An 11,561-nucleotide genomic window follows, 5' to 3' on the forward strand; every position below is an offset into this window, starting at 1 on the left:
AATGAAAAATAAAGTAACTACACCAAAGATTAAAATCCGTAAAGGAGATTTAGTAAAGGTAATCGCTGGCGATTCAAGAGGCCAACAAGGCACAGTGCTTTCTGTATTAATTACTAAAAGCAGAATTCTTGTAGAAGGTGTGAACCTTGTATCAAAACATACAAAACCAAATGCTGCTAATCCAAACGGAGGTATCATTAAAAAAGAGGCTGCTCTTCATATTTCTAACGTAGCATTAGTTGATCCTAAAACAGGTGCAACTACTCGCGTTGGCAGAAAGCTTAATGCTGATGGGAAATTAGTTAGGGTTAGTAAAAAATCAGGAGAGGAGATCAAATAATGACTTACGTACCAAGATTAAAAAGTAAATATAAAGAGGAAATCGTAGCTGCACTTAAAGATAAGTTCAACTATAAAAGCGTTATGCAAGTTCCTAAGTTAGAGAAAATCGCGATCAACCAAGGTGTTGGACGTTTCTCTGTAACTGACAAGAAGATCATGGACTCCTCTATTTTAGAGATGAGCACTATCGCTGGTCAGCAAGCAGTAGGCGCTAAGTCTAAAAAAGATATCTCAAACTTTAAATTACGTAAAGGTATGCCAGTAGGTGTGCGTGTTACTTTACGTGACAACAACATGTATGAGTTTTTAGATCGTTTAATTTCTGTAGCTTTACCTCGTATCCGTGATTTCAAAGGTATCAATGATAAAGGTTTTGATGGAAAAGGTAACTACACATTAGGAGTTACTGAGCAAATCATCTTCCCAGAGATCAACATCGACAAAATCAGCAAGATTTTAGGTATGGATATTACATTTGTTACTAGTGCTACTACTGATGTTGAAGCATTAGAACTTTTAAAACAATTCGGATTACCATTTAAAAACCAAAATAACACAAATTCATAATGGCAAAAGAAGGTGTAAAAGCTCGCGAAATTAAGCGCCAAAAATTGGTAGCTAAGTATGCTGACAAACGTGCAGAACTTAAAGCTGCTGGTGATTATGAAGGATTAGATAAGTTACCAAAAAACTCATCTGCAGTACGTTTACACAATCGTTGTAAATTAACTGGACGTCCTCGTGGTTACATGCGTACTTTCGGTATATCAAGGGTATTGTTCCGTGATATGGCATTAGCAGGTAAAATCCCTGGAGTAAGAAAAGCAAGCTGGTAAAACAGCTTTCTTTATGCTAAGGGCTCAGACCCGAGGCTAGAAACAAAAAAATTAACCGATGGAAGGTCGTCCCGAATGAAATAGGAAGGAAACCACCGTCACAATTAAATAAAAATGAATACAGATCCAATAGCAGATTACCTTACAAGAGTAAGAAATGCCATCAAGGCAAATCACAGAATTGTAGAAATTCCTGCATCAAATCTTAAAAAAGAAATTACTAAAGTTCTTTTTGACAAAGGTTACATTGCTAACTACAAGTTTGAAGATACTACGGTTCAAGGAACAATTAAAATCGCTTTGAAATACAATGCGATCACTAAAATTCCTGCAATCCGTACATTAACCCGTATCAGCAAACCAGGTTTAAGGCAATATGCCGGCGTAGAAAATATGCCAAGAGTATTAAACGGTTTAGGTATTGCCATCTTGTCTACATCTAAAGGTGTAATGACAGATAAAGAAGCAGCCAAACTGAACATTGGTGGCGAAGTTTTGTGTCACGTTTATTAATTAAAGGAGGATAACAAAATGTCAAGAATAGGAAAAGCCCCAATTAATGTACCTTCAGGTGTAACAATTACTGTATCTAACGATAACGTAGTAACTGTTAAAGGACCAAAAGGAGAATTGACTCAAGCAGTTGATTCTGATATCACTGTAAGTCAGGAAGATGGCGTAGTTACTGTAACTCGTCCCTCAGAGCAGAAAAGACACAAAGCGTTACACGGTTTATACCGTTCATTGCTAAACAATATGGTTGTTGGTGTTACAGAAGGATATAAAATTTCTCAGGAATTAGTAGGTGTTGGTTACCGTGCTACAAACACAGGAAACACTTTAGATTTAGTTCTGGGTTATTCTCACCACTATGTATTCCAATTGCCGGAAGAAATTAAAGTAACAACTACCTCAGAAAAAGGTCAGACTCCTAAAATCATTTTAGAAAGTATTGACAAACAATTGATCGGTCAAGTAGCAGCAAAAATCCGCTCGTTACGTACTCCTGAGCCATATAAAGGTAAAGGTATCAAGTTTGTAGGTGAAGTGTTAAGAAGAAAAGCAGGTAAATCAGCTTCTAAAAAATAATCAAAATGGCAGGAAAAAAATTATCTCGTAGAGATCGTATAAAAAAGGGAATCAGAAAAAGATTAACAGGTTCTGAAAGCCGTCCACGTCTATCGGTATATAGAAGCAATAAAGGAATTTATGCTCAAATCATTAACGACGTAACCGGTAATACAATTGTATCAGCTTCGTCTTTATCAAAAGACTTTTCTGGAACTGGAAGCAAATCTGAACAATCAGTAGCTGTTGGTAAATTAGTAGCTGAAAAAGCTATTGCAGCTGGGATTAAAGAAGTAGTTTTCGACAGAAATGGTTATTTGTACCATGGACGTGTTAAATCGTTGGCAGAAGGTGCTCGCGAAGCTGGTTTAGTATTTTAATCTGAAAATAGGTAAGAATGTCAACTATCAATATAAAAAGAGTAAAGACTAGCGAGATCGAATTAAAAGATCGTTTAGTTAGCATACAACGTGTTGCCAAAGTAACCAAAGGTGGACGTACTTTCAGCTTCTCAGCCATCGTGGTTGTCGGAGATGAAAACGGAATCGTAGGTTACGGATTAGGTAAAGCAAAAGAGGTAACTGAAGCGATTGCTAAAGGTATCGATGATGCTAAAAAGAACTTGGTAAAAGTTCCTCTATTAAACGGTACTGTTCCTCATGAGCAAATCGGTAAATTCTCTGGTGGTTTTGTATTAATCAAACCAGCAGCAGTAGGTACAGGTGTTATTGCTGGTGGGGCAATGCGTGCAGTATTAGAGAGTGCCGGTGTACACAACGTATTGGCAAAGTCTAAAGGTTCATCAAATCCTCACAACGTGGTAAAAGCAACAGTAGATGCTTTAACTAAGATGCGTGATGCTTATACCATCGCTCAGCAACGTGGTATTGATTTAAATAAAGTTTTTAACGGATAATATTATGGCTAAGATCAAAATAACCCAGGTAAAAAGCATTATCGATAGAAGCGAACGCCAAAAAAGAACGATGAAAGCATTAGGTTTAACTAAAATGAACCAAAGTGTAGAAGTGGAAGCTAACGCTGCCATCATCGGAATGGTGAGAAAAGTGAATCACTTAGTTGCTATAGAGAGTATATAAATTTTTAAAGGTTGTAAATGTGGTTTATATAATTACATTTGCAACCTTTAAATATGTTTAACCGTTGTCCCTGATTAGTGAAAGCGAAGGGCAACATAAGTTTCAAAAAATGAACTTAAGTAATCTGAAACCTGCAAAAGGTTCTACAAAGAATGTTAAGAGAATTGGTCGTGGTACCGGTTCTGGACGTGGCGGAACATCGACACGTGGTCACAAAGGTGCTGGATCTCGTTCTGGTCACAAAACCAAAATCGGTTTTGAAGGTGGTCAAATGCCATTGCAACGTCGCGTACCTAAGGTTGGTTTCAAACCTATTAACCGGGTAGAGTACGTAAGTGTAAACTTAGACGTAATTCAAGCATTAGCTGAGAAATTTAATCTAACTACAATTGATTTTGCTACATTGCAAGACCATGGTTTGGCTCACAAAAATGACCTGGTAAAAGTACTAGGCCGTGGTGAAGTTAAATCTAAGTTAGAAGTTAAAGCTCATGCTTTTTCTGCTACCGCACAACAAGCTATTGAGGCTGTTGGAGGCTCAATCGAAAAATTGTAATTAATTGTAATTAATGAAGAAGCTGTTTACTACTTTAAGTAATATTTGGAAAATTCAAGAATTGAAAGAGCGTATTGTATTTACGCTCATGATTCTTTTGGTTTATAGATTTGTATCTCATGTGGTGCTACCAGGTGTTGACGCAACTCTTTTAGGCAATAATGAAAAGTCTGGTCTTTTAGGTCTCTTGGATATGTTTGCCGGAGGTTCGTTTTCACGGGTATCTATCCTTGCCTTGGGTGTTATGCCTTATATTTCTGCCTCAATTGTAGTTCAGCTATTAGGTATTGCTGTTCCTTCATTCCAGAAAATGCAAAAGGAGGGTGAAAGTGGCAGGAAGAAACTAAATCAGATTACGCGTTATCTAACCGTAGCCATTACTGCTGTTCAAGCTGTTGGCTATGTTAAAACACAAGTTCCTGTTGAAGCAATCGTTATTGATCATGCTTTGTTCTATGTGATGGCAACATTCGTGTTGGCAGCTGGTACATTGTTTGTGATGTGGTTGGGTGAGAAAATCACCGATAAAGGTATTGGAAATGGTATTTCACTAATCATTATGGTTGGTATTATTGCCAGATTGCCAATCGCCTTATACCAAGAGATTACTTCTAGGTTCGTTGGGGACGGCGGCTTAATTGCCCTTGTTCTTGAGATTGTGGCTTTATTTGCAGTAGTGATGTTTACCATCATGATTGTTCAGGGTGTACGTAAAGTGCCGGTTCAATATGCAAAAAGGATTGTTGGTAACAGACAGTTTGGTGGGGTAAGACAGTACATTCCTTTAAAAGTGAATGCTGCCGGTGTAATGCCGATCATCTTTGCTCAGGCATTGATGTTTATCCCTGGATTCATTCCTCAGTTCTTTCCTTCTTTACAGAATACCTGGTTGATTCAGTTCAGTGACTATACTTCATTAGCGTATAGCTTAACTTTTGGATTTTTAATTATTGCATTCACATTCTTTTATACTGCAATTACCGTTAACCCTACTCAAATGTCGGACGACATGAAGAAAAACGGTGGATTCATTCCTGGTATCAAACCAGGTTTGGCTACCTCAAGCTTCATAGATGATGTAATTTCGAAGATCACCTTTCCAGGTGCAGTTTTCCTAGCCATCATTGCTGTACTTCCTTCAGTAGCCGTTAAATTCGGTATCAAGTCAGAATTTGCCCATTTCTATGGTGGAACTTCTTTATTGATCCTGGTAGGTGTGGTATTGGATACATTGCAACAAATTGAAAGTTATTTGTTAATGCGTCATTATGATGGTTTAATGAAAACAGGTAGAGTTACCGGTCGCACAGGAATTCCTGCCGCAACCACAGGTAGCAACGCAGTGATCTAAAATATAGTATGTCTAAGATCTATTACAAATCTCCAGAGGAGATCGAGTTAATAAGAGAGAGTTCTTTACTTGTATCTAAAACTTTAGCTGAAGTGGCTAAGGTGATTGGTCCAGGCATCACTACAAAAAAATTGAATGACCTGGCTGAAACGTTTATCAAAGACCATGGAGCAATCCCAGCTTTTTTAAACTATAACGGCTTCCCCTATTCACTATGTATTTCGCCAAATGAGCAGGTTGTTCATGGCTTTCCAGGTGAATATGTGATACAGGAGGGAGACTTGATCTCTGTCGACTGTGGGGTCATTCTAAATAAATACTTTGGTGATTCCGCTTATACTTTCTCCATCGGGGAAATAGACGCAGAAAAGCAGAAGTTAGTAGAGGTGACTAAAGAATGTTTAAGACTTGCCATAGAGAAGGCTGTCGTAGGATCAAGGATCGGAGACGTAGGCTATGCTGTACAGGCGCATGCGGAGGCGAATGGATTTGGTGTAGTGAAGGAATTAGTAGGTCACGGAGTTGGAGTTCAATTGCATGAAAAACCTGAGGTACCAAATTATGGTAAACGAGGGATTGGAATTAAACTGGAAGAGGGAATGGTGATCGCTATAGAGCCTATGATCAATGCAGGTACAGCGGGTGTTAAGTTCTGGTCAGACGGCTGGACAGTAACCAGTAAGGACAATAGGCCATCAGCTCATTTTGAGCATACGGTGGCAGTTAAAAAGGGTAAGGCAGACGTTTTATCGACTTTTTCAGTTATTGAAGAAGTTTTAAATAAAAAAAAGTAATTTATTAAATTTTTTTATTTAATTTTGCAACCCTGTTTAGTAGCAGCTAATTAAGTAAATATCAATATTATATGGCTAAACAAGCCTCAATTGAACAAGACGGTGTAATAAGAGAAGCACTATCCAATGCCATGTTCCGAGTGGAACTAGAGAATGGTCATGAGATAATAGCTCATATTTCGGGTAAAATGAGGATGCACTACATCAAAATTTTACCTGGAGACAAAGTCAAATTAGAGATGTCGCCTTACGATTTATCAAAAGGCAGGATTACTTATAGATATAAATAAAATGAAAGTTAGGTCATCAATTAAAAAACGTAGCGCTGATTGCAAGATTATTCGTCGTAAAGGTAAACTTTTCGTGATTAACAAGAAAAATCCAAAATATAAGCAACGTCAAGGTTAAGAAATTATTGATTGTGATGAAGATTGAATGTACAGGATACTCAATCTCGTTCATTCAGTTAATCAAACATTTAGTACAAATATGGCAAGGATATCAGGTATTGATTTACCAAGAAACAAAAGAGGCGAAATTGGTCTAACATACATCTTCGGAGTAGGTAGATCAACTGCTCAACGTATTTTAACGGAAGCAGGTATCGATTTTAACAAGAAAGTACAGGATTGGTCTGACGATGAGTTATCGGCTATCCGTACCATCATCAACGACGGCGTAAAAGTAGAAGGTGCTTTACGTTCAGAAGTTCAGTTGAACATTAAACGTTTAATGGATATCGGTTGTTACCGTGGATTACGTCACAGAAAAGGTTTGCCGGTACGTGGACAACGTACTAAGAACAACTCTCGTACACGTAAAGGCAAGAGAAAAACAGTTGCTAACAAGAAAAAAGCTACTAAATAAAATTAGTACTGAATAAGAATTATGGCTAAGAGTAAAAAAGTTACCAAAAAGCGTATTGTTGTAATTGAGCCTGTTGGTCAGGCACACATCAATGCTACTTTTAACAATATCATTGTTACTTTAACAAATAACAACGGTCAAACTATTTCATGGTCTTCTGCAGGTAAAATGGGATTCAAGGGTTCTAAAAAGAACACTCCTTATGCAGCAGGTCAAGCAGCATCTGATTGCGGTAAAGTAGCATTTGACTTAGGTCTTCGTAAAGTAGAAGTTTTTGTTAAAGGTCCAGGTTCAGGTCGTGAGTCAGCAATTAGAACATTGCAGATCTCAGGTATCGAAGTAACCTCTATCAAAGATATCACTCCGCTTCCGCACAACGGATGTCGTCCTCCTAAAAAGAGAAGAGTATAATAATTAATTTTAAAGCTAAGAGTCTGTAGCTTAAGGCTACACGATACTTTAAACAAAGAACAATGGCAAGATATACAGGACCAAAGTCCAAAATCGCCCGTAAATTCAGAGAGCCAATTTTCGGCCCTGATAAGGTATTAGATAGAAAAAATTATCCTCCTGGACAGCACGGTGCTTCCAAAAGAAGAGGAAAACAATCCGAGTACGCAGTACAGTTAATGGAAAAACAGAAAGTTAAATATACTTATGGTGTATTAGAACGTCAGTTCCGTAACTTATTCACCAAAGCATCTTCTCGTGAAGGTATTACAGGTGATAACTTATTGCAATTATTAGAAGCTCGTTTAGATAACACAGTATACAGATTAGGTATTGCTACAACACGTTCAGCTGCCCGTCAGTTAGTTAGCCATAAACACGTAACAGTTAACGGTGAAGTAGTAAATATTCCTTCATATCAATTAAAAGCTGGTGATGTTGTTGCAGTTCGCGAAAAGTCAAAGACTTTAGAAGCGATTACTAATTCAGTAGCAGGCAGAGTAATCAATAAATTCAATTGGTTAGACTGGAATGCAAGTGAATTGTCAGGTAAGTTCTTAACTTATCCTAACCGTGATGAGATCCCAGAAAATATCAAAGAGAACCTTATAATAGAGTTATACTCTAAGTAATATATTTAGTGAATTGCCTTCTGGGCAATTCACTTTATTTCATTACATAATTTTAATAACGATCTAAAAACATTATAAATGGCAATTTTAGCATTTCAGAAACCCGATAAGGTAATCATGCAGAAATCAACAGATTTCGATGGTATATTTGAATTTCGTCCTTTAGAGCCCGGTTTCGGTGTAACAATTGGTAACGCCCTAAGAAGAATTTTACTTTCTTCTTTAGAAGGTTATGCCATTACAAGTATTCGTTTTTCTGGCGTATCTCACGAGTTTTCTACAATGAAAGGTGTTGTAGAAGATTTGACGGAAATCATCCTTAACTTGAAACAAGTACGTTTTAAGAAAGTTGGTGATTCTGGTGATTCTGAAAAAGTTTTCATTTTAGTAAACGGGCAAGATCAGTTTACCGCTGGAGATATTACAAAATTCTCTAACAACTTCGAGGTTCTTAACCCTGATTTCGTTATTTGTAACATGGAAAAAACAGTGACTTTAGAGGTAGAATTAACTATCAATAAAGGGCGCGGTTATGTTCCAGCTGAAGAAAATAAAATCAATGATGCTGTAGTTGGTGTAATCGCAATCGATTCGATTTTTACCCCAATGAAAAATGTAAAATACTCGATTGAAAATTATCGTGTTGAACAAAAAACAGATTATGAAAAATTAATATTAGATATCTCTACAGATGGATCTATCCATCCTGAAGAAGCACTAAAAGAAGCTGCGAAAATTTTAATCCAGCACTTTATGTTGTTCTCTGATGAGAATTTAGTATTAGAATCTCAAGCTAAAGAAGAAACTAAAGAAGTAGATGAGGAAATTTTACATATGCGTAAAATCCTTAAAACTGAATTGGTTGATTTAGATCTTTCTGTACGTGCATTAAACTGCCTTAAAGCAGCTGACATCCGTACTTTAGCTGACCTGGTTTCTTATGATGTTGCTGACATGTTAAAATTCAGAAACTTCGGTAAAAAATCACTAACTGAGATTCAGGAATTGGTGAAATCAAAAAGCTTATCTTTCGGTATGAACTTATCGAAATTCAAACTTGACGAAGAGTAATCAATACTACCCTTAAATAACAATATTGTTAATCGTGTATAATTCCCTCAGATAAACATCAAAGAGACGGTATACACTGAATAAAATCAAAATGAGACACGGTAAAAAAAATAACCACTTAGGAAGAACAGATTCACATCGTAAAGCGATGTTGGCTAACATGGCTTCATCGTTAATTAAGCATAAAAGAATTCAAACTACTTTAGCTAAAGCAAAAGCTTTGCGTATGTATGTTGAGCCTCTTTTGACTAAATCTAAAACTGATACTACGCACTCACGTCGTATTGTTTTCAGTTATTTACAAGATAAAGAAATCGTTACTGAATTGTTCCGTGATGTTGCAGCTAAAATTGCAAATCGTCCAGGTGGTTACACAAGGATCATTAAATTAAACAACCGTCTAGGTGATAACGCTGAGATGGCTTTAATCGAATTGGTTGATTACAATGAAGTTTACGGTAAAGAAGTGGAATCTGCTGAGAAGAAAACTACACGTCGTGGTAGAACTAAAGCTAAGAAAGCTGATGATACTACAGTTGCAGCTGCTCCAGTTACTGAAGAAGCTCCAGTTGAAACTAAAACAGAAGATAAAGGCGAATAATTTATTCCCTCATCATTATAAGGAAAACCCTGTCCGTTTTGGATGGGGTTTTTTCTTTAAATAGGCATTTCTAATTGTCCGGATCTTGGTTGACTTTCATAATGCTTTAAGATATTCTAGCGACTGCCGTCGTGCTTCAACAAACTGAAATGATTGACTACAAATTGTGCATGAAAGCTTTCATTTTTATAATAGGCTAATATCTCTTCATAAAGAACAGAACTTACATCTCTGTAAGCAATAGTCAGGTGTGGGGTTAAGCTCCCAAATATATCCTTACTAAATGCTTTTGTACATGCTTTTATTTGTTTGTGTAAATTTTCAATCTCTTTGGTTTTTGTTCCTGAAATATAAACTGCCTTCGCATTCTGAAAACCAGAAAAATTATCTAATTGTTGAACGAATGGTTTGAAATTTCTAGCTTCGGAAAGGCTATTAATTAATTTCTCTTCATAACTTTCGTCCAAGCTTCTGATAAATTGAAGGGTAATGTGGACTGGAGGTCTTAACGCTTTATAGACTTTGAACTTCTGAGAACACGCTCTTCTGATTTGATTGATTTCCTCAGTCAGCGCCGTTGGCGGAAGAATGGCAATTAAATAACGCTGTTTCATAAAGCTAATTTACTATTCCTTTTTCAAAAGGGTATCTTTGCATCGTAATCCAATTTCATGTCAAATCAACTCCAGTTACAGCGTTTTCAAGAACAACTCGCTGAAAGTATTTCTTCGAATACTTTTCTAAAAGTTTCCCTGGGTAATTATCAGGGAAATGATAAAGAATTAAAAAACGTTTATGTCCGCAAGGTGAAGATCAAAAGAGCAGATATGCTTTCTTTTACCTATCGCAACAAAACCCGAGATATTGTAAAGAACTTTTCTATTACTGAAGGTATCACCATGGTGGGTCATTTTATCAGTAATGATTTTAAAGCTTGTACTTTGTTCACTACTGAAAAGGAAGTGATTTTAGAGCATGCGAAGAATCATGTGATCTCGATTCGTGAAAGGCTATTGAACGGTGATGGTAAAACAGCACCTTCTGCAGCACATAATAAAGAAAAGAAACGTTTGATTCAGCCTGCTGGAAAACCTTATTTACAAGAGCTGAAAATTACTGATGCGGAAGGTAATGTTTTCAAAAACGCACAAGATAAGTACAAACAGATCAATCAGTATGTAGAGATCTTAAGTTCCCTTATTAAAGAGTTGCCGGAAAACAGCATTAAGAAGGTTGTGGATATGGGCTCTGGAAAAGGATATCTGACTTTTGCTTTATATGATTACCTGCATCAGGTATTGAAACTGGATACAAAAGTAACCGGCGTAGAGTTCCGGGATGATCTGGTGACACTATGTAATGGCATTGCCAAAAGTTCCGGTTTTGATGGACTGGATTTTCTACCGGGTACGATTCAGGAATATCAGGTGGAAGCTATCGATTTATTGATCGCCTTGCATGCTTGTGATACGGCAACTGATGATGCTATTTTCAAAGGTATAAAAGCCAATGCCAGTTTAATTGTGGTGGCCCCTTGCTGCCATAAACAGATCAGACGTGAGATGGATAAGGCTAAGGTGAAGAATGAAGTTTCCGTATTGACCAAGTATGGTATATTCATGGAGCGCCAGGCAGAAATGGTAACTGATGCGATGCGTGCCTTGATTTTAGAATACTATGGCTATAAGACTAAAGTGTTTGAATTTATCTCAGATGCGCACACACCTAAGAATGTATTGGTAGTAGGAGTGAAGACTAGTAAGCTTTCTGGCAAGGCTCTTGAAGTGAAACAAACAGAGATTAAACAAAAGTTAGCGGAGACAAAGGCCTATTTTGGAATTGGTTACCATCATTTAGAGCGTTTGTTGAAGCTGGATCAATAGAAGGTATTAC

Annotated in this window: 20 protein-coding genes; 19 read left to right on the forward strand and 1 reads right to left on the reverse strand. The window is 37.0% G+C overall.

The genetic code is table 11. The annotated features are described in order from the left end of the window. The first annotated feature begins 1 nt into the window (after nucleotide 1). The 18 genes from rplX (at nucleotide 2) to rplQ (ending at nucleotide 9,668) form a co-directional block, all read left to right on the forward strand. Nucleotides 2-340 (forward strand): 50S ribosomal protein L24, encoded by a 339-nt coding sequence (gene rplX, locus K7X70_RS13180; protein ID WP_062550430.1) that lies wholly within the window; start codon nucleotides 2-4, stop codon nucleotides 338-340. Then, complete coding sequence (rplE, locus tag K7X70_RS13185) at nucleotides 340-909, forward strand: 50S ribosomal protein L5 (RefSeq protein WP_187665846.1); 570 nt, start codon at nucleotides 340-342, stop codon at nucleotides 907-909. The genes rplX and rplE overlap by 1 nt, the downstream gene beginning before the upstream one ends. Further along, nucleotides 909-1,178 carry a 30S ribosomal protein S14 gene (gene rpsN / locus K7X70_RS13190; protein WP_055130472.1) on the forward strand — a complete coding sequence of 90 codons (270 nt, stop codon included), beginning with the start codon at nucleotides 909-911 and terminating at the stop codon, nucleotides 1,176-1,178. Before rplE ends, rpsN begins: the two co-directional genes overlap by 1 nt. A 114-nt stretch (nucleotides 1,179-1,292) precedes the next feature. Continuing rightward, nucleotides 1,293-1,691, forward strand: a complete 399-nt coding sequence (gene rpsH, locus K7X70_RS13195) for a 30S ribosomal protein S8 (RefSeq protein ID WP_062550428.1) — start codon at nucleotides 1,293-1,295, stop codon at nucleotides 1,689-1,691. 18 nt (nucleotides 1,692-1,709) lie between these two features. Then, entirely contained in the window at nucleotides 1,710-2,267 is a 558-nt protein-coding gene (rplF, locus tag K7X70_RS13200; protein ID WP_062550427.1) for a 50S ribosomal protein L6, read from the forward strand. A gap of 5 nt (nucleotides 2,268-2,272) precedes the next feature. After that, nucleotides 2,273-2,626 (forward strand): 50S ribosomal protein L18, encoded by a 354-nt coding sequence (gene rplR / locus K7X70_RS13205; protein WP_222537511.1) that lies wholly within the window; start codon nucleotides 2,273-2,275, stop codon nucleotides 2,624-2,626. 17 nt (nucleotides 2,627-2,643) lie between these two features. Further along, on the forward strand, nucleotides 2,644-3,162 hold the full coding sequence (gene rpsE, locus K7X70_RS13210; protein ID WP_062550425.1) for a 30S ribosomal protein S5: 519 nt from the start codon (nucleotides 2,644-2,646) through the stop codon (nucleotides 3,160-3,162). 4 nt (nucleotides 3,163-3,166) lie between these two features. Beyond that, complete coding sequence (gene rpmD, locus K7X70_RS13215; RefSeq protein WP_062550424.1) at nucleotides 3,167-3,346, forward strand: 50S ribosomal protein L30; 180 nt, start codon at nucleotides 3,167-3,169, stop codon at nucleotides 3,344-3,346. 109 nt (nucleotides 3,347-3,455) lie between these two features. After that, entirely contained in the window at nucleotides 3,456-3,902 is a 447-nt protein-coding gene (rplO, locus tag K7X70_RS13220) for a 50S ribosomal protein L15 (protein WP_062551181.1), read from the forward strand. A gap of 13 nt (nucleotides 3,903-3,915) precedes the next feature. Beyond that, nucleotides 3,916-5,253 (forward strand): preprotein translocase subunit SecY, encoded by a 1,338-nt coding sequence (secY, locus tag K7X70_RS13225; RefSeq protein WP_062550423.1) that lies wholly within the window; start codon nucleotides 3,916-3,918, stop codon nucleotides 5,251-5,253. 8 nt (nucleotides 5,254-5,261) lie between these two features. After that, nucleotides 5,262-6,047: a type I methionyl aminopeptidase gene (gene map / locus K7X70_RS13230; RefSeq protein WP_222537512.1), complete on the forward strand. Its 786-nt coding sequence runs from the start codon at nucleotides 5,262-5,264 to the stop codon at nucleotides 6,045-6,047. A 71-nt stretch (nucleotides 6,048-6,118) separates the two neighbouring features. Then, nucleotides 6,119-6,337: a translation initiation factor IF-1 gene (infA, locus tag K7X70_RS13235; RefSeq protein WP_008244555.1), complete on the forward strand. Its 219-nt coding sequence runs from the start codon at nucleotides 6,119-6,121 to the stop codon at nucleotides 6,335-6,337. A 1-nt stretch (nucleotide 6,338) separates the two neighbouring features. Beyond that, a complete protein-coding gene (gene rpmJ / locus K7X70_RS13240; protein WP_073232286.1) occupies nucleotides 6,339-6,455 on the forward strand; it encodes a 50S ribosomal protein L36 in 117 nt (38 codons plus the stop codon). 81 nt (nucleotides 6,456-6,536) lie between these two features. Beyond that, nucleotides 6,537-6,914, forward strand: a complete 378-nt coding sequence (rpsM, locus tag K7X70_RS13245; RefSeq protein WP_062550421.1) for a 30S ribosomal protein S13 — start codon at nucleotides 6,537-6,539, stop codon at nucleotides 6,912-6,914. 21 nt (nucleotides 6,915-6,935) lie between these two features. After that, on the forward strand, nucleotides 6,936-7,325 hold the full coding sequence (rpsK, locus tag K7X70_RS13250; protein WP_041878538.1) for a 30S ribosomal protein S11: 390 nt from the start codon (nucleotides 6,936-6,938) through the stop codon (nucleotides 7,323-7,325). Between the two features lie 62 nt (nucleotides 7,326-7,387). Further along, entirely contained in the window at nucleotides 7,388-7,996 is a 609-nt protein-coding gene (rpsD, locus tag K7X70_RS13255) for a 30S ribosomal protein S4 (protein ID WP_062550420.1), read from the forward strand. 78 nt (nucleotides 7,997-8,074) lie between these two features. Continuing rightward, nucleotides 8,075-9,067: a DNA-directed RNA polymerase subunit alpha gene (locus K7X70_RS13260; protein WP_062550419.1), complete on the forward strand. Its 993-nt coding sequence runs from the start codon at nucleotides 8,075-8,077 to the stop codon at nucleotides 9,065-9,067. 91 nt (nucleotides 9,068-9,158) lie between these two features. After that, the gene (gene rplQ, locus K7X70_RS13265) at nucleotides 9,159-9,668 is read left to right on the forward strand and encodes a 50S ribosomal protein L17 (protein WP_062550418.1); all 510 of its coding nucleotides are present in this window, start codon (nucleotides 9,159-9,161) and stop codon (nucleotides 9,666-9,668) included. 116 nt (nucleotides 9,669-9,784) lie between these two features. Here rplQ and K7X70_RS13270 read toward each other — a convergent pair whose 3' ends face one another. Beyond that, a complete protein-coding gene (locus K7X70_RS13270; protein WP_222537513.1) occupies nucleotides 9,785-10,282 on the reverse strand; it encodes a 2'-5' RNA ligase family protein in 498 nt (165 codons plus the stop codon). 57 nt (nucleotides 10,283-10,339) lie between these two features. Between K7X70_RS13270 and K7X70_RS13275 the strand changes: the two genes are divergently transcribed. Then, complete coding sequence (locus K7X70_RS13275; protein ID WP_222537514.1) at nucleotides 10,340-11,551, forward strand: class I SAM-dependent methyltransferase; 1,212 nt, start codon at nucleotides 10,340-10,342, stop codon at nucleotides 11,549-11,551. Nucleotides 11,552-11,561: the final 10 nt, after the last annotated feature.

Origin of the sequence: Pedobacter polysacchareus, assembly GCF_019802255.1 — a bacterium.
In the GTDB taxonomy this organism is placed as follows: domain Bacteria; phylum Bacteroidota; class Bacteroidia; order Sphingobacteriales; family Sphingobacteriaceae; genus Pedobacter; species Pedobacter polysacchareus.

Coding starts and splice junctions, on each gene's coding strand:
- rplX (WP_062550430.1), top strand. CDS start 2: ATGAAAAATAAAGTAACTACACCAAAGATTAAAATCCGTAAAGGAGAT.
- rplE (WP_187665846.1), top strand. CDS start 340: ATGACTTACGTACCAAGATTAAAAAGTAAATATAAAGAGGAAATCGTA.
- rpsN (WP_055130472.1), top strand. CDS start 909: ATGGCAAAAGAAGGTGTAAAAGCTCGCGAAATTAAGCGCCAAAAATTG.
- rpsH (WP_062550428.1), top strand. CDS start 1,293: ATGAATACAGATCCAATAGCAGATTACCTTACAAGAGTAAGAAATGCC.
- rplF (WP_062550427.1), top strand. CDS start 1,710: ATGTCAAGAATAGGAAAAGCCCCAATTAATGTACCTTCAGGTGTAACA.
- rplR (WP_222537511.1), top strand. CDS start 2,273: ATGGCAGGAAAAAAATTATCTCGTAGAGATCGTATAAAAAAGGGAATC.
- rpsE (WP_062550425.1), top strand. CDS start 2,644: ATGTCAACTATCAATATAAAAAGAGTAAAGACTAGCGAGATCGAATTA.
- rpmD (WP_062550424.1), top strand. CDS start 3,167: ATGGCTAAGATCAAAATAACCCAGGTAAAAAGCATTATCGATAGAAGC.
- rplO (WP_062551181.1), top strand. CDS start 3,456: ATGAACTTAAGTAATCTGAAACCTGCAAAAGGTTCTACAAAGAATGTT.
- secY (WP_062550423.1), top strand. CDS start 3,916: ATGAAGAAGCTGTTTACTACTTTAAGTAATATTTGGAAAATTCAAGAA.
- map (WP_222537512.1), top strand. CDS start 5,262: ATGTCTAAGATCTATTACAAATCTCCAGAGGAGATCGAGTTAATAAGA.
- infA (WP_008244555.1), top strand. CDS start 6,119: ATGGCTAAACAAGCCTCAATTGAACAAGACGGTGTAATAAGAGAAGCA.
- rpmJ (WP_073232286.1), top strand. CDS start 6,339: ATGAAAGTTAGGTCATCAATTAAAAAACGTAGCGCTGATTGCAAGATT.
- rpsM (WP_062550421.1), top strand. CDS start 6,537: ATGGCAAGGATATCAGGTATTGATTTACCAAGAAACAAAAGAGGCGAA.
- rpsK (WP_041878538.1), top strand. CDS start 6,936: ATGGCTAAGAGTAAAAAAGTTACCAAAAAGCGTATTGTTGTAATTGAG.
- rpsD (WP_062550420.1), top strand. CDS start 7,388: ATGGCAAGATATACAGGACCAAAGTCCAAAATCGCCCGTAAATTCAGA.
- K7X70_RS13260 (WP_062550419.1), top strand. CDS start 8,075: ATGGCAATTTTAGCATTTCAGAAACCCGATAAGGTAATCATGCAGAAA.
- rplQ (WP_062550418.1), top strand. CDS start 9,159: ATGAGACACGGTAAAAAAAATAACCACTTAGGAAGAACAGATTCACAT.
- K7X70_RS13270 (WP_222537513.1), bottom strand. CDS start 10,282: ATGAAACAGCGTTATTTAATTGCCATTCTTCCGCCAACGGCGCTGACT.
- K7X70_RS13275 (WP_222537514.1), top strand. CDS start 10,340: ATGTCAAATCAACTCCAGTTACAGCGTTTTCAAGAACAACTCGCTGAA.